The following is a 15,911-nucleotide window of genomic DNA, read 5'->3' as shown; positions in this document are numbered from 1 at the left end:
CGGAGAGCGGATTGGGACTTACGACTGACCTACAGAACGAATTGCAGCGGCTCAGCGAGGGGTGTCCCGAATCCCGACGCACCATCGTTGAGTTGTGCTGTCAACGACTTCGGACGATGGCGAGGCGAATGCTCAAGAGTTACGGACATGTGCAGCGTTGGTCCGACACCGACGATGTATTGCAGGCGAGTCTGTTGCGACTACACCGTGCCTTAGCTTCAGTTCAGCCGGAATCCGTGCGGAAGTTCTACGGTTTGGCGGCGACCCAGATACGACGTGAACTGATCGATCTGGCACGAAGCTACTACGGACCGCAGGGCATCGGAACAAAGCACGACAGCGACGGCGGCAACGCATCTGAGCGATGTGAAGATCCGTTCGAACCAGAATCGGTTGCTGCTTGGACGGATTTTCACGAAGCGGTTGAAGCACTGCCGGAAGCGGAGAAAGAAGTCGTCAGTTTGTTGTGGTACGACGGACTCACCCAATCCGACGCCGCCCGTGTCCTTGGCATCTCTCTTGCCACGCTGAAACGTCGTTGGGTGTCGGCTCGTCTCCTCCTCAAAGACCAACTCGCAGGAGGACTCGATCTTGACTGATGACGAGAAAGATTTGATTGCCGACCTGCTCGTGCGTTGGGAAGAAGCGTTCGAACAAGGTAAGGACATTCCAGCCGCAGAACTTTGCACTGAATGTCCCCAACTGACGCAAACAGTTCGCTCAAAGATCGAGAGCCTGAAGACAACGGCTTGGACGAAACGTGATCCTGCTCGTCCGTTGACTGACCATCAACCGTCCAAGGATATTTCTGGCATTGTGCTGGCAGACCGGTATCGACTCGATTCACTCTTGGGATCGGGCGGCTACGGGCAAGTTTACAAAGGACAAGATCTGAAGCTGCAACGACCGGTCGCCGTAAAAATCGGTCATCACCGCACATCATGTGATTTGCTACTCGATGAAGCTCGTCGAGTTGCTCGATTGAAACATCCCGGTATCGTGGCTGTCCACGACTGCGGAGAGCACGATGGTCGCATGTTTCTCGTGTTTGAATTGGTTGAAGGTCAAAGCCTTGCTGATCTCGTCCGCAAGCGGAAACTGTCGATTCGAGAGTCAGTCGAACTCGTCGCAACCATCGCTGAATCGCTTCACTACGCTCACGAGAAAGGTTGTTTTCATCGGGACATCAAACCAGAAAACATTCTGATCGATGTGGATGGCAAGCCGTTAATCGCTGATTTTGGAGTGGCTTGCACGTTGGACGAGTTGGAGAAAGGGCGAGCGTTGTCGTCGGGAACGCTTGCGTATATGTCACCAGAACAGGTCTCCAATGAAACGCAGCTTCTCGATGGTCGATGTGATGTTCACGCTCTTGGAGTCGTGCTATTTGAACTTCTGTCAGGTGCTTCACCGTTTCCAGCGAAAGACAAACAAGAACTACGAGAACAGATTCTCTTTCGCCAACCCAAGCGACTCAGGGAAGTTGATCCGTCGCTTCCTGAAACACTCGACACGATCTGTACGAAGGCATTGTCGAAGCATCCCGGTGATCGTCATCAAACGGCACTGGAACTGGCAAATGAACTACGAGCGTGGCTCAGTACATCGAAGCCAGATCGTCGAAGATGGCTATGGGCGATTTTCGGTCTCGTTGCGGTTGTCGCTCTGGTCGCAGGTTTCATTCTCTCCACTCGTCAATCTGACCACGAACTGGTCAGAGACGGCGTGCTCCACTTCGATGGTCGCACAAGGATCGTCACCAACGTCGAACTCACGCTACCAGTCACCCTTGAAGCATGGATCAAGCCTGATCCTTATCGAGACGAGAATTGCCAATTCATCATCGGTAGCGACATTCCCGGTGAATATGGTTTGGGTATCGCAATTTGCGGCTCGATGCTTTCGTTGGAGTACATCGAAGGGATGGTGAACTCGACTGCCGCCGTTCCACCAAATCACTGGTCGCATGTGGCTGCTGTTTTTTCCGAAGACGATACTCGGCTCTATTTGAACGGCAAACTTGTCGAAACAGCCCCCGGTTCGAAGCCGGGAGGCAAAACGCCTTTCGTCATCGGGAATGTCGGTCAGGACAACTTGATCAGCTTCTATCGAGGACAGATCCGGTCAGTGCGGGTTTCGACTGGCGAGCGGTACACAGGCGAGTTTGAGCCGGGGGAACTTGAGTTCGATGAAAGACTCTTACTCATCGTTGATGACCGTGTAACGATCCGAGACAATCAAATCGTAAACGCTGCCGGTCAGGTCGTCGGGCGGATTGAGCGATACTGAGCTATTCAAACTCGTCGCCCCACCGTTCCTTCATGTGCTTCCGAAGCCCACGCTCAAGCGATTCGAGACATTCGGTCAAAGTCTTGTTGCTTCCAGTCTCTTCGTAGACCATTCCGCCACAATCTTGAGCCACAGCAGAGGAGCGAGTCCATTCTTGGTCGCCGATTTCAATCCATCCGTGCTGAATCCAAGCTGCAATGGCTGGGAAACGCTCATCCAACGAATTCGCATTCCGCTTGTTATTCGATGCCATCGTTTGCCATTTCTCTGAGTGGTTCAATCAGATCAACAATCAACCTCTCGCCTTCTGCTCGGAGTTCATCCACTGTGACGTTCATGCCATTCAGAATACCGATGTCGGTGGTCCGTTGAGCTTCTTGAAGTGCGTTTGCATCGCCTAGCAACTCTTCAAGACCTCTGCCAATTTTTACCGTCAATTCCTTCCAGCCTGATGGAAAGCATTGCTTAACCGCATCAAACCACGGTTCTTGCCACGACTCAACTTCGTCTCGTCCTGCAAGGCGAGCAAGGGCTATCACCCGTCCGAGATCTTTGGCAGATCGAAGAGTTCCTGTCATCGATCCTGATTCAATTCTGCTTTTGCCAACTTCGGGATGCGAAAGCAAATTGGTTAGAGCCATCATTGATGGTGCTGCATATTCGAGTCCCATTTCAGACCGGAGTCTTCCAATCGAGACAACGCCCAAGAAACGAAAACTCGGCAACCCATACCATCCGTCCGACATTTGGATCGGAATCCATTTTTTTGCCTCTATCTGATCTTGTTCTGGGATGTTCAGAAACTCAATGAAATACTCGTCCGAAGTTGGCGGCAAGAGCCGGATCGCACGCAAGTCATCCACTGGTTCTTGCCTTTCCATTGGAAAACAAGCGTCCGTTTTTCTCCATCCAGTCCCAAGCAGTTTCTCCGTCATCTCACGACACGATTCGACGTGCCCGGCTGGATGGATCACTAAGTCGGCATCCTTGGTGTTGATCGCCTGACCCATCAATTCCGTTCGGTAGTGGTACGCCGCAGCCAAACTCCCTGTAACGAATAAGTGCTGATGTAATTCGCTGGGAACATCTTCGGCGATCTGAGTGAAGAGCTTTTGGGGATCGAGTTTGTTCATCAGAGCCTCGCTTCATGTCGTAGGTAGTTAATGAGTTGATCCGCCTGCACACCAAGGCTCATCTCGCTGAGGTCGAGTACGGTCTCAATCGGATCAGCGAAGGGGAAGGTCGCATCGGATGTGTCCGTAATGAGTTTTTCGTTTCGCACGAGAGCGTGGACGACCAATGACGGTGAGTTTTCGATTCCGTCATCTAAAACAAGTGCGGGATCAAGTTTTCTGACAAATCCGAGATCTGCCTCACCGTTTGGGGCGTGGTAGAGTAAGTCCAGTCGAGGCGTTCCATTCAAATCGAAATGCGGGTGCCAATATCTGGCGGCGAGCACACCACTGATTGCGACGGGAAGGTTTGATTGCTTCCGCAACCGTTTTAACAGACCATCGACATCCGACTTTCCATTTGCTCGATTGCGAAATCGAAACGAAGCTCGCATTTCTCCCGACAGAGCGACTAACTCGTTCCATGCATCTTTGGGAAACACTGCAAGCTCTACCGAACGGTTCGAGTGAGACTTGATAGACCCAGCGAGTGACTTTCGTTCAAGAGCTTCTCGAATGGTGGGATAACTACAGCCGACTTCATCCCCCAACCTGCCAAGTGCGATTGGGCCATCGTGTTGAAGCCAATGCAGGAGCAACACTTTTAGGATCTCGTAGAACTTCTGACCGGGACGTTGCTTGACCGGATACACATTCTTTCTGGTGGGTTCTTCGGTAGGGCTAGTCGATTCCAGCAATCGGGCGATGCGTTTTGTCAGTGCATCTTCATCCGAAAACCAAGCTTCCCGCCCATCAACGGCGACAACTGAAAATCGATTAGCGATTGATGGCGAAAGAACCGTCTTGGATTGGGACCATTCATCCATGATCCGGCGTGTTGACATTCGAGGGCGGTGAAGCACAAGAATTCCACGTTTTACCCGCTCGCTCTCCGACAGAAACATCGCCAATCGCATCACAGCAGAGTGCAGCCCACGGCTGCTGGCGAGCGAACGCTGAACTTCAATAGCAACTGTGCCATCGGTGCTCAGGTAGTCGATCTTCCCGTCTTCGTGAGGCGAGAATTCCGCTAACCAATTTTCGTCTTGGATTTCAGCCAACGAGAAGCCCCCCCCTTTGAATTCAAGTGCAACTTTCAATTAAAGGTAGCACGTTCAATTGAAAGTTGCAACTCGAATTTGTGAAAGAGGTCAGGTACTGCTTGGGGTACAAGGAGCGTGATCCCTCCACAGCAGGGTTCTCACCCCAAGCGATGGCGAGACGCAAAGTGCTTATCCGAACTCTTGGATAAGAGTGTTCGGACAAGCCGAAAGTTCGTGAAAAGCGAACTTCTGCCGGACACAGGATTGCCAACTTCAAGCTAACAGAGATCCGTGAAAGGGGTTCGAGGCGATGTGCCTCGAACCCCTTTCGTGATACCGGCTTTTTTCTGATAACTCAGCGTCTTTTTTCTGATAAGCGGCACTTTTTTCGGTGTAAGATTTGTGTTCGTTTTGACCTAAAGCCTTGCAGTAATGTCGGTTAGCATCGGTGTGCGGATTGTGTCCGATTTCGGAAAGTGCAAGCCCCCCGCCTCCATCTAAAACAGCCACTTGCAAAAGTCGCAAGTGGCTGTTTTCATTGAGCTTCCGTCAATAAGTACGGGACAGCCAGTAGTTCCGAAATGCGGCTATCCAGGTACAGAAATAGCCTGATGCTTCCTCAATCCGACCTTGATCGATTGCTTATCCGACCACGCACCGTCATCGTTTCTGCTCCAGTTTTTTCAGTTCTGCAGCCTCATTAGAAAACCCGTACAAATGACCGAGGCTGATCGCATCAGCTCGATGTCCAGAGACCTCCTGATACACATCGCTCTGAAGCATGTCCGTAAATGCCTTGGCGGACGGATACATCACGAGGATTACTCGATCGTATCCTTCGTCACCGACGAGTACTTGTTCGGGTTTGAAGTGGCAAATGACTTTGCCGTTGTGTGTGCCCTTGATGAGGGGCGCGACGACTTTGGCGTATTTTTCAAGGTAGATTTTTTCGCCGCCGGGTTTGAACTTCAAAAGGTTCAGCATATAGACCGCCTCATTCGGACTAGGAGGCTCGGGCGGGCCTGTCATGGTATCGGCGGGACTACGTTTCTTTCCTCCCGACCACGGCGACCCGTTGAGCGCGTAGACGACAGTCTTCTCAACAATGTCTTGGAGGGCCTTTGTCGCCGTGCGATAGTCCTCTGACTTGGCAAGTCTAAGAACATCCTTACGCGAGCGGTATCGCTCAATCAAAATGCGATCCCAAGGACATGGACGAAACCCAAACACTTTTTTTGAGCCGCTGAAGTCGTACTCGATTGGCTTCGCTTTTCCGTAAAAGATGACCACCCCGCCCAATTCGCGGATTCGGGCAACCGAAACGTTGAGGTACTTCTGAAAAGCCTCAATGTCCGTATCACCCTTGAATTTGAGCAGCCTTAGTAGAAAGACTGGGTGGTCGTCTGGATTGGATTCGAGAGAGTTGAGCCGACTGCGAAAATGAGCATCGTTTGGAGGTTGCCCGTTCGCCCTTTGATCGGCCAAACACGCGAGGAGACTGCTGGCGATCAAGACGAGTATGCTGCGCTGAGTTGCCATGAGTAATACGAATCTCCGACTGATTGGTGTGACGGCCATCCGAGATGTCTCGCAAATTGAGCTTCCGTGCCAAGTCAACATTAGCGATACAATCACCCATTCGCAACTTGCCGCTGCATCGATGGACCTGCTGCTGTCTACGCGTTCAAACGACGCTTGGGGCGTCCGATGTGGTCGGATAGACCAAGCTGCATTGGTCGGACAGGGAGCCTTTCGCCGCGTTTAGCGAATCGGGCTTCGTCGGACGCAAGTCCCTGCTGCGAACGAGGTTTACGCGCCGGTGGCATTGCCGCCAAATTGTGAAAGTTAACTTCCCCCCGCCTAAACTCAAACAGCCACTTGCACTTTGTTGTAAGTGGCTATTTTATTGGACTTGCGGGTTAAGACTCCATTATCGCTGGGGCAATAAAAGCATCCGAAATGCGGCTCGTGCGGGGGCGGTTCTCGAAGCCGGACAAACAAGGACACTGTACCAGCCAGTTGGGTAGGAAGCTGAACGGCATAGAGGGTCGGGTTCAGCACACATTCCGACTCGGGACAGATAAGCGGGAAGCTGAGCGGTGAGACAACCGTATGCGACAACTGTGGGGACATGTCGACAGAGTGCTCCTGACGGCAAGTATCCGCGCAAGAAACATATAAGGTGGCGTCATGATTCCAACCTGTTTCCTTGTCTTTAGTTACGACACCTTTTACAACAACTTTCCTCATGATTATGTAGACTGCTTTGTGCGGCATGAGTCTGTTGCGGTTTGTTATGCGGGCGGGTACAGGGAGGACGTGCTAAAATGTCCCCTCACTTGCACAGATACTTGACCAGACTCTCCTGATTGTACTCTCGTTGATAGCTAAGAATCAAAGAAAAGGAAATAGACAACGATGCCGAACCAAGTTCAGTTTGTTCGCCAGGCGGCTGCAGCCTTGATAGCATGTGGGCTCGTCGTCAGCCTGCTGCCGAGTTTCACTCCGTCTCTATACGCCCAAACGGTGGACCCGGCATCCGTATTGGGCGACACGACAATGCCGTCCCCCGAAGATGTGTCGCAAAATTTCCCCTACGGAATTACTGGAAAGACGCCACCGTCTCTGATCAAAATCAATTACAAAGGACAACCACCCTACCACAAGCACCGTATCAATCTGAGGATCTTTCAAGGCTGCCCGCAGGTAGAAATCTCCGAGGGTGGTAGACTCTGGGCAACTTGGTTCGGTTCTAACATCCAAGCCGAACGAGCACCTTACCACAAAGATCAATTCTCGGTTATTTCAACCTCCGCAGACGGTGGCAAAACATGGAAAGAAGTCTTTGTCTTCGACCCGAGCGAACTCCTTGGGGGAGGAGCATCAGACCCAATGTTGTGGAAAGATCCCCAGGGGAATATCCGATTCATCGGTCTTAGAAACATAGATTTCAAAGGCCAGGACGAATTCGCTTCCTCTGCGTGGGAATTCACTATGCTCGACCCAGAAAATGAACACACCGCCTGGACTGCACCGCGTCTGCTGGGAAACAAAAACATCTCCGTCATGAAACCGCTAATTTTCGCTGACGGCACGATTATGCGCTCGATGGACGACTTTAAGTTTGTCGGCATTCCCGACAAGGTGAGAATTCGCTTTTTAAAAGAAGACGTTAACGGCAAGCCGATATTTGTTTCCGAATTCCCCGTGGATAACGACGCGGTATTTGCGGAGCAAATGCCCATCATCCGAAAAGATGGCAGCCTCTTCACCTTCTATCGCGCCCGCAGAGGGCAGAAATTTGCCGAATCCTTCGACGGCGGCAAATCCTGGAAACTGGGCGGCTACTACCCGATGCAGTTTTCGATCAACACAAAGTGCATACTCAAAACACTCCCTTCGGGCAAAGTATTGTTAGTTGCAAACGACGTCCAGATGAAACGGGAAAACGACAAGAAAATATACTACTACACCGACGAGAACGGTAAAGAACGCGAGCTTGAAAAACATAAGACTCCACGTACCCGCATGACGGCCTATTTAAGTGACGATGACGGCAAAACCTTTACACATAAAATGCTGTTATGCGATGAGGGGCAAATCAGTTACCCGTCGGCTACCCTCAATAAAGACGGGGCCATATACATCGTCTATGACCAAGGGCGAGGCGAGATCGGCCAGCACACCATATTTTTGTCGAAGATTACCGAAGAAGATATCCTTGCGGGCAAACTCGTCAAAGGTGAAGGCTTCTTGAACAACATCGTAAGTCGCCCCAGCGACCAGGGCGGTGGACGCCGCAAAGGCGACAAACTTTAAGCTCGCCCTGGAGATGCAGTCAAATCAAAAGTTGATTCTGATACGCTTTCGAGGTTGAAATAGCGCGATATTGTTATTCAATCAACAGCAAGAATATTCATGATTTTCATTGAATTTCGTTGATGTCTTAATCGATATTCAATTTTCACATTCCATAAAGGAAGTGTTTCCTCTAACTGGAGTATTGCAAAACGCCAGAGATCAGTTTCTTGTGCAATAGTTTTCAGGTGAAGTTGCAGGGTCCGCTGATAACATGAGTTTCTCATAAAGTTCAGGGCTATTTTTATCTGTGCTGATGCGTGTCCATCTGTGTTTCTTTTTCAATAATTGTAGTTTTGCAACAATTCAGCTCTAACTGTAAAACGGGGTCGCAGACGAGTTGTTTCTCATTATACCGCGTACCAAATGAAAACCGGAGAAGTTCAACGATTTTTAAGAACACTGGTTATCACCTGATGAATACCGGTAAATAATCAAACGCGGGTGGCGGGGGCGCTCTCGAAGTGAAGCCCCCGAATCGTTGAACTTCCGGGGGCTTCCGCTGAAGCGGAGCGCCCCCGCCACCCCGGAGGTCCTGTTCAAGATGTTACAGGAAATCCGGTTTCCAATTGGAACAGGGTTTAGATCATTTTCAAATGGTATCTGCAGTCGCATGGACATCAAATGTCCTAATAACGATGTGTTTGCTCATGCTGAACGCTGAAGGTGATTTTGAATATGCTCTAGAATCCGTATGAGACATTATCGACTCCTCTAAAAGTGCATATCTTTCTTTTGAGCGTCCATTTCTCTTGTGGACGTTCTGATGGAGAAGTCCGCGTGTTTTCGGCCTCAAGCAGGTTCTGGCTAGACTCAACGCGGCGAGCCACACATTTTGCTTCCCGAAGAAATGAAAAACAAACCTGCCTCGACTGGCATTTCAGCAACGAGAAAGCCAGAATCAAATACGAATGCCTCTATCTGGAAATCAGGATGAGATGTTCCAGCAGTGGCTGCAGTTAGCGAGTATTCACCAGACATGAGAGAATTCAATATGTTTACAGTATTCCGCAAGCGATCACGGATTGTCAGTACACAGGGTGGATGTTTTCAGTCAGCTCCTGGTAATGTTATTGGCAAAGTCACTCCATTATTGATTTATGTCTCTGTGCTGATCATCTCAAACTTGATCTACACTCAGTCACTTCTGGCCGATCCACGCTCTCGCCCAAACATTGTTCTCATCATGGCCGATGATCTGGGGTTCGCGGATCTGGGATGCTACGGCTCTGAAATCCAGACGCCCTATCTGGATCAACTGGCTTCAAATGGTTTGCGATTCAGTCAGTTTTATAACACGGCCAAATGCCATTCCTCACGAGTTTCATTATTAACGGGTTTGTATTGCGATCAGGCTGGCAGTGAAAAGTTATCGCGCGGGGCGACGATTGCTGAAGCGCTGGCACCTGCGGGCTATTCCACTGCGATGGTTGGAAAGTGGCATTTGAGCCAGCAGCCGACGGACTTTGGTTTCCAAAAGTACTGGGGACATCTCTCGGGAGCGACGAATTTCTTTACCGGCGATGACACTTTCCGCCTCAATGGTGAAAACTGGGATGTGCCAGCCACTATAAATGGACGACCTTTTTATACGACTCACGCAATTGGAGATTATGCGATTCAGTTTGTTGATGAGATGACCCAATCGAATGATCCTTTCCTGTTGTATGTTGCCTTCAATGCGCCACACTATCCCTTGCAGGCTCCTGAAGAAGCCGTGAAAAAATACAACGGCTTGTACAACAAGGGCTGGGATCAATTGCGAAAAGAACGGCATGCTCGACAGATTGAATCTGGTTTACTGCCTGAAAAATGGAAACTCAGTCCACGTCCCGAGCATGTCCCAGCCTGGGATTCTCTGTCTGTTGAGGAGCAGGAATGGGAAGCGAGCCGGATGGAGGTTTTTGCAGCCATGGTCGATGTACTTGACCAGAATGTGGGGCGACTCGTCGATCACCTCAAGGCAAAAGGGGAATTTGAAAATACGTTGTTCCTGTTCTGCTCGGACAACGGCGCCTGTCCGTTTGAACGAACACGAGGACGAAATCTGAAGCCATGGGATCCGAAATCCTATTGGACGTATGATGCCAGTTGGGCTCATGCTGGCAATACGCCATTTCGGTTGTATAAACAGAATCAACACGAGGGCGGGATTTCTTCGCCACTCATCGTGCATTGGCCAGCCGGGTTGAAAACAGAATCGGGTTCGATCACCGATCAGCCTGGCCACTTAATCGATTTGATGGCCACCTTCATTGATGTGGGCAAAGCAGATTATCCCGAGCAGATTGGCAACCGCACTATCGATCCACTGCAAGGGAAATCGCTAATGCCAATCCTTCAGGGAGAACAGCGTGAACCCCACGATGAGTTGTACTTTCACTTCTCGAGTGATCGAGCATTACGCCAGGGAGACTGGAAGCTGGTCTCTGCCAAGTTGGGGCGTTGGGAACTTTACAATATGAAAGACGATCGCACAGAGTTGAATGATTTGAGCAAAGTCTATCCTGAACGAGTCGAACAAATGGCAACCGAGTGGTTCCGCATGGCAGAGGAAGTCGACCGACTCAAAGGAAAACAATTGGCTCCTGTGGGAACCAAAATTAAATCTCTCGATTTCCGCAAAGATACCAGCAATCAACTCAAGACAAAGAATTGACGAGCATCCTTGCGATTGAGCACTACAATCAAACACTGAATTTTCTTGATTGCTCGCAATCCCAGAAGCGTCTGTCAGGGTTCATTCGCCACGCGTCTGGCTTGAGCTTTTGAATGATCATAGCCGAGTGCTTCGTCTGAGAGTTCGAAGTTAATTACGGTTGTTTCTTCTGGAAGATCTTTCTCAACGGGATAGGCGACACAAAGCATTTTCGTGGGGGGGACCTCAACGGTTTCATCTTCTGTCTCGACTGGCTTCTGCTCGTAAGCCGTTATTTGAGCGATGTAGGCTCCTCCAGTGGTTCCCTTATCAGATGCTGACGAAGTGTCATACTTGCCATCGACAATCGTTGCATATCCTTTGGCTCCATTATTCCCTTTTGAAGAATCAGCCACAAAATCAATTCTGCCATACTTCACCGGAGTTCCATCCAATGTCACAGTTCCTGAAAGATCGCAAATTGGAACAGAATCTCCTCCGCCACATCCTGGCAGAGTCAAAACAATCATTAGAAGTGAGAAGCGAAAAATAGAGTTCATGATGTAGACCTCAATGTAAATTAAAAATTCAATCGACAATAAATTGAGAATGTACTGACCGTTTAAAACAGAACACCCATTTAGAGCATATCCAAAATCAGTCTTCCGCGTTCTGCCTGAGCAAATGCAACATTTCAGGGAAATAATCGCACATGCGAAGGCACATTGCATTTAGAAATGCTCTAGACCATTTTCAAATGGTATCTGCAGTCGCATGGACATAAAATGTCCTAAAAACGCTGTGTTTGCTCCTGCTGAACGCTGCAGGTAATTTTTGAATATGCTCTATCAACTCTCCATTTAAGAAAATCCCAGGATCTGTGAAAACAGTCCTGGGATTATTAAGCTGACCACAATCTCTTATTCTTAAAACTCGCCAATCGGTATCTCATCATCCATACTGGCAAGGTTCTGATAAGTTCCGAAGTTGATGTTTTCAGATAGGAAGCGGACTCCTCCATCTCCCAACAAAAACTGGGCACCACCTTTGTGCTGACTACTGGTCGAGACATCATTAAAACGCTTCAGAGGATCGGATCCCACATACGAGGCTTCCTCATTAATCGTTTTCTTGATGTTTTTGCAGCAATACATTGCTGCGTTAGAACCATTTGTATTTGCCCCCTGCAGCAAGGGACGCAATGGACTACTACCGGTGAGCCCCACTCTGCCAGAAAATTCACCAGCCAATAGTGTATTCGTTGTCCCATCAGTAATATCAGCAAATGTTCTGTTCTGATTCATCGTCAGAATTCCAGATTGGCCAACTCCACCGTGACTACTTGAATTATTCCCAGCGAACTGATAGTTACGCGTAGGATTTGCTCCGTTGACGGCTCCAATCGGGCCTGCTAACCCGAGGTAATGCATTGCCCAGACATTGGTCACATTTGACTTCTGATCGGCATTTCGTGAACTGGGGCAAAAGTACGTCTCCACTCTGTTCATTGCCGCAGCACGATTATTTGTCGTGGTGTAATACTCATTGAAATTAAACTGGTCATACAATGCGTTCTGCTCAAGCATTGGCAGAATGTAGACCAGCCAACTGAAGTTATTTGTTGGCCCTTCAGTCGATTGTGGACGTCCCATACCCCCCTGAGGGAATGTCTTGTGAACATCATGGTAGTTGTGCAGCGCCAGTCCAATTTGTTTAAGATTATTTTTACAGCTACTTCTGCGGGCGGCTTCACGGGCTTGTTGTACTGCTGGAAGAAGTAACGCAACCAAGATTGCAATGATTGCTATCACTACCAAGAGCTCTATCAGCGTAAAGCCCTGTCTAAATTTGTTTGTTGTCTGCATGCTTCGTTACTCCAAGAAAAGATGGGATAGATATGACCCTGGAAATATTTAGTCATGAGCGTCCTGGAAGCGGACGCTTTTGAATTCATGACATTTCCATCTTATTTCGGCGCAATCTATAATGCAACGCAAATATGATTTGTTTAATCCGATCAAAAAAGATTAAACTTTATTCCTCAAGCACTTTTATCTGCATATTTCGGAACTGAACACCGCCGCCGTGGCCGCAAAGTCGCAGGTAACCCGACTTGCGTGTCAAACCGGGATGCTCTTTGCCATCAATGGATTTCCCATCAGGGGCGGCTTTTTCCAGGTCGGCATCAACAATGACCTTGCCGTTTACGGTGACTTTGATGTGCTTACCATCGGCAACAATTTCCTGGGTATTCCATTCGCCTGGCTCTTTCAGTGAACCTTGTTTCGCAGCGACGATTCCGTATACGGAACCGTGATGTTGCCAGTCCTTAATGTTGTCGTATTTGGGGTGGGAGTCGTCCAGGCATTGAATTTCCATCCCACTGTAGGCGGCATTTTGACCGCGAAGTGATCGAATCCCGACTCCACTGTTGGCGCCCGGTTCCTGAACAAATTCAAATCGCAGGACGAAATTGTCAAATTCCTGCGCGATATAACAACCATCTCCATCGAGATACCCATCGTCTGTGACGATGACTGAATCTTCCCAGCCGTTGTTGTCAGCTGTAGGCATCAAAGAAACAAACCCTTTGTCGTCGGCTTGAGACAATTGATTGAATGAGAGAAGTGCAGTCAACACGAGTAGAGTCGCAGAAGTTGATCGAAGCATAATTGAGTCCTGTTTCAGAAGGGGCATAGGTTGGATACGTTTATTCCGAAATTCATGCAAATGATCGGAACGGAAGTAAAATATACTTTCCCAATAAAAAAACGGGATTACCAGTCTAAGACCGGTAATCTCGTTTCTAAATCTCAAGAATAGCTGTTCACCATTCAGACCGTTTCACTGTGAAACTTATGAACGATTGGATTATTAGAATGCGTTTCCACCCTGAATTTGCTGGAAGAACTGCATAAGTGATGCTCCAGCCTGTAAGGTTTGTACTGGAATGTACAATTGACCGACGCAGGCGCGATCTTTGGTTGCAACGCTCATGCCGATGTAGGATCGTTGAACCTCCAGATTATCCAGTGAATCCTGATCGAACGGCATCGGGGGCAGTCCCGGTGCATTTGCTGCTATGGACAGTCCCTGTTTGACCAGTGTCGGGAGATCCATCAACAGGACGAAGTTGTTATCGCCCAGTGGTTTGATATCGCGGGAGACTACGGAGTCGGTTTCAGCAGACTGGCTTTTGTAGGCTTTAACAGCCGTTTCCATCAGATCTTTACCGCCACCCATTGTCTGTAGATACTGATCTTCATCGACAAAAGCGACTCGAGTTTCGATGGTGTCTCCACCATACATGAACTGGTTGATCTGAGCCTGGAAGCCGCCGAATTGGGGATCATTGTCCATGGTCTGTTTTGTCAACATCAGGTCCACATCAACGCCATCGACTTTCTCGTAATTTTTTTCGAGAGAGAGTTCCTGAGTCATGCCGGAAATTTCCATGCCATCCATCAGTTCGACGGCTTTGGCCATTGCGTCCCGGAACTGACCGGCAGGTGAAGCCGTTCCCAAGGCGATTGTTCGAACGAGGCCTGTCTGCAAGTCGCCGAGTGAGAAGGCTCCGCTCATCCCTTCGTAATTGACTTTTTTGGTCATTGCAGAGAGTTTTTTCCACTCGGCAGCGTCTTCTTCGCTCATCTCCAGCATTTTGGGCAACAGGCTCAGGCCCCATTCGTTAATTTTATTCATGTTTCCGCCAGCGTTCCAATATAACAACTGCTCAGATGGAAGCTTCGATAACTGAGTTGCTGGCTGAGGAGGATTCGCAGCCAGATACTTGGCAGAACGCGAACCATCGGTGAATTCGACGACTTCTTTGAAATTAATCCCGGCATCAGTAACGGTCAGAGCGTTGGAGTAGCCCTCAGCATCTTCGACAATGACGACGATTTTTTCGGCGATTTTTTCGCTAAGATCTTTCAGGAAATCGAGATTCATGCCAGGAACTTCGAGCATCTGGCCCTGAGCTTCCTTGATTCCCTCGTTCATCTGTTCACGCATTTCTTCGAGTTTATCTGCGTAAACTTCCTTAACCAGAACCAGATTGACAGCGACTGCAATATGCGAGCCTTCAAACTGGGATTTGATCTGTTCAGAAGCCAGGCTCGCGACAGATTTGCTGGTTCGATCTTCCAGATGAGCCTGGACCAGTTCCATGGCTGCGTCGTTGTCACTGTAGATACCATACTTGTCGTGAGCGACAAACGTGAAAGATTCATCGAGAGCTTCGCCCATCGCTTCGGTATCGATGGCGGGAATGACGAAGACGACAGCAGGATCTTCGTCTTCATTCAGGAACACGCCAGCCCACCAGTCGCGGCTCTGGTCGACGCCCTGCATCGTAGGATTGGAAATTCCCAAGCCGAGCATGCCAGCTTGACCTTTAATGACTCCGCCGGAACCTTCCTGAACGGAGACAGCGAAACTGGAAAGTTGCTTCAGTGTTTTCTGGGGGGCCATCAATTTGATGACTGCAGCGGTGGAATCGGGAAGCAGATCCGGGCCATCGGCAGCTCGAATGGTTGTGGTGAAAATCAGCAAGCTGAGGCAGGTAAGACTCAGTCGGCACATCATACGCATTGCAAAATCCTTTAGTTAGTTTGCCTGGGGCATTTAGTTTCACTCCGTCGAGTCACGGATATGACTTTCCGTTAGACGAAGATTGAGTGTAACGTATCCAGATTGATTATGGATCATTCAGGTTCGATGAATTTCCTACATTTTACCTCTCTGCGTCAAACCGTACAGAGCAGCTATCTTTCTTAATGGTATTTATCCTGTAGAAACTGCAATGTGGCAAGATTGACGTAAATGGAAGTCCTGAGCAGTTTTGCAGCCAATCCAGACCATTTTAACAATCAATCGCAACCATGCCTCATAAAATCAAGTAGACTGGGG

14 protein-coding genes are annotated in these 15,911 nt (G+C 49.2%); 5 read left to right on the top strand and 9 right to left on the bottom strand.

Features of this window, described 5'->3' with window-relative positions; translation table 11 throughout:
• Positions 1-11 precede the first annotated feature (11 nt).
• Both Pan54_RS24515 and Pan54_RS24510 read left to right on the top strand, forming a co-directional pair.
• Positions 12-599, top strand: coding sequence for an RNA polymerase sigma factor (locus tag Pan54_RS24515; protein ID WP_146506064.1), 588 nt, complete (start codon positions 12-14; stop codon positions 597-599).
• Positions 592-2,289, top strand: a complete 1,698-nt coding sequence (locus tag Pan54_RS24510; protein WP_146506063.1) for a protein kinase domain-containing protein — start codon at positions 592-594, stop codon at positions 2,287-2,289. Before Pan54_RS24515 ends, Pan54_RS24510 begins: the two co-directional genes overlap by 8 nt.
• A gap of 1 nt (position 2,290) precedes the next feature.
• On the opposite strand, the gene Pan54_RS24505 is transcribed toward Pan54_RS24510, so the two are convergent.
• From Pan54_RS24505 to Pan54_RS24490, 4 genes are all read right to left on the bottom strand, one after another.
• Complete coding sequence (locus tag Pan54_RS24505) at positions 2,291-2,542, bottom strand: hypothetical protein (protein WP_146506062.1); 252 nt, start codon at positions 2,540-2,542, stop codon at positions 2,291-2,293.
• Positions 2,529-3,422, bottom strand: a complete 894-nt coding sequence (locus tag Pan54_RS24500; RefSeq protein ID WP_146506061.1) for a hypothetical protein — start codon at positions 3,420-3,422, stop codon at positions 2,529-2,531. The genes Pan54_RS24505 and Pan54_RS24500 overlap by 14 nt, the downstream gene beginning before the upstream one ends.
• The gene (locus Pan54_RS24495; protein ID WP_146506060.1) at positions 3,422-4,522 is read right to left on the bottom strand and encodes a hypothetical protein; all 1,101 of its coding nucleotides are present in this window, start codon (positions 4,520-4,522) and stop codon (positions 3,422-3,424) included. Before Pan54_RS24495 ends, Pan54_RS24500 begins: the two co-directional genes overlap by 1 nt.
• Before the next feature lie 642 nt (positions 4,523-5,164).
• On the bottom strand, positions 5,165-6,043 hold the full coding sequence (locus tag Pan54_RS24490; RefSeq protein ID WP_165441963.1) for a DUF1330 domain-containing protein: 879 nt from the start codon (positions 6,041-6,043) through the stop codon (positions 5,165-5,167).
• On the opposite strand from Pan54_RS24490, the gene Pan54_RS25995 reads away from it, so the two are divergent.
• Complete coding sequence (locus Pan54_RS25995; protein WP_165441962.1) at positions 6,042-6,269, top strand: hypothetical protein; 228 nt, start codon at positions 6,042-6,044, stop codon at positions 6,267-6,269. The genes Pan54_RS24490 and Pan54_RS25995 overlap by 2 nt on opposite strands.
• A gap of 101 nt (positions 6,270-6,370) precedes the next feature.
• Here Pan54_RS25995 and Pan54_RS24485 read toward each other — a convergent pair whose 3' ends face one another.
• On the bottom strand, positions 6,371-6,637 hold the full coding sequence (locus tag Pan54_RS24485) for a hypothetical protein (RefSeq protein WP_146506058.1): 267 nt from the start codon (positions 6,635-6,637) through the stop codon (positions 6,371-6,373).
• Positions 6,638-6,922: 285 nt separating this feature from the next.
• Between Pan54_RS24485 and Pan54_RS24480 the strand changes: the two genes are divergently transcribed.
• Positions 6,923-8,323: an exo-alpha-sialidase gene (locus tag Pan54_RS24480; RefSeq protein WP_146506057.1), complete on the top strand. Its 1,401-nt coding sequence runs from the start codon at positions 6,923-6,925 to the stop codon at positions 8,321-8,323.
• A gap of 1,033 nt (positions 8,324-9,356) precedes the next feature.
• Positions 9,357-11,021, top strand: a complete 1,665-nt coding sequence (locus Pan54_RS24475; RefSeq protein ID WP_146506056.1) for an arylsulfatase — start codon at positions 9,357-9,359, stop codon at positions 11,019-11,021.
• A gap of 74 nt (positions 11,022-11,095) precedes the next feature.
• Here Pan54_RS24475 and Pan54_RS24470 read toward each other — a convergent pair whose 3' ends face one another.
• From Pan54_RS24470 to Pan54_RS24455, 4 genes are all read right to left on the bottom strand, one after another.
• Positions 11,096-11,560, bottom strand: coding sequence for a hypothetical protein (locus tag Pan54_RS24470; RefSeq protein ID WP_146506055.1), 465 nt, complete (start codon positions 11,558-11,560; stop codon positions 11,096-11,098).
• Positions 11,561-11,926: 366 nt separating this feature from the next.
• Positions 11,927-12,865, bottom strand: coding sequence for a DUF1559 domain-containing protein (locus tag Pan54_RS24465; RefSeq protein WP_146506054.1), 939 nt, complete (start codon positions 12,863-12,865; stop codon positions 11,927-11,929).
• A 169-nt stretch (positions 12,866-13,034) separates the two neighbouring features.
• Positions 13,035-13,670: a 3-keto-disaccharide hydrolase gene (locus Pan54_RS24460; RefSeq protein WP_146506053.1), complete on the bottom strand. Its 636-nt coding sequence runs from the start codon at positions 13,668-13,670 to the stop codon at positions 13,035-13,037.
• A 204-nt stretch (positions 13,671-13,874) separates the two neighbouring features.
• Positions 13,875-15,593, bottom strand: coding sequence for a hypothetical protein (locus Pan54_RS24455; protein WP_146506052.1), 1,719 nt, complete (start codon positions 15,591-15,593; stop codon positions 13,875-13,877).
• Positions 15,594-15,911: the final 318 nt, after the last annotated feature.

Source organism: Rubinisphaera italica (assembly GCF_007859715.1).
Taxonomy (GTDB): domain Bacteria; phylum Planctomycetota; class Planctomycetia; order Planctomycetales; family Planctomycetaceae; genus Rubinisphaera; species Rubinisphaera italica.
This window is presented reverse-complemented; position numbering and strand designations above follow the sequence as displayed.

Excerpts from the sequence above, each read along its gene's own strand:
- Pan54_RS24505 (WP_146506062.1), bottom strand. The coding sequence starts at position 2,542 with ATGGCATCGAATAACAAGCGGAATGCGAATTCGTTGGATGAGCGTTTC.
- Pan54_RS24500 (WP_146506061.1), bottom strand. The coding sequence starts at position 3,422 with ATGAACAAACTCGATCCCCAAAAGCTCTTCACTCAGATCGCCGAAGAT.
- Pan54_RS25995 (WP_165441962.1), top strand. The coding sequence starts at position 6,042 with ATGAGTAATACGAATCTCCGACTGATTGGTGTGACGGCCATCCGAGAT.
- Pan54_RS24490 (WP_165441963.1), bottom strand. The coding sequence starts at position 6,043 with ATGGCAACTCAGCGCAGCATACTCGTCTTGATCGCCAGCAGTCTCCTC.
- Pan54_RS24485 (WP_146506058.1), bottom strand. The coding sequence starts at position 6,637 with ATGTCCCCACAGTTGTCGCATACGGTTGTCTCACCGCTCAGCTTCCCG.
- Pan54_RS24480 (WP_146506057.1), top strand. The coding sequence starts at position 6,923 with ATGCCGAACCAAGTTCAGTTTGTTCGCCAGGCGGCTGCAGCCTTGATA.
- Pan54_RS24475 (WP_146506056.1), top strand. The coding sequence starts at position 9,357 with ATGTTTACAGTATTCCGCAAGCGATCACGGATTGTCAGTACACAGGGT.
- Pan54_RS24470 (WP_146506055.1), bottom strand. The coding sequence starts at position 11,560 with ATGAACTCTATTTTTCGCTTCTCACTTCTAATGATTGTTTTGACTCTG.
- Pan54_RS24465 (WP_146506054.1), bottom strand. The coding sequence starts at position 12,865 with ATGCAGACAACAAACAAATTTAGACAGGGCTTTACGCTGATAGAGCTC.
- Pan54_RS24460 (WP_146506053.1), bottom strand. The coding sequence starts at position 13,670 with ATGCTTCGATCAACTTCTGCGACTCTACTCGTGTTGACTGCACTTCTC.
- Pan54_RS24455 (WP_146506052.1), bottom strand. The coding sequence starts at position 15,593 with ATGCGTATGATGTGCCGACTGAGTCTTACCTGCCTCAGCTTGCTGATT.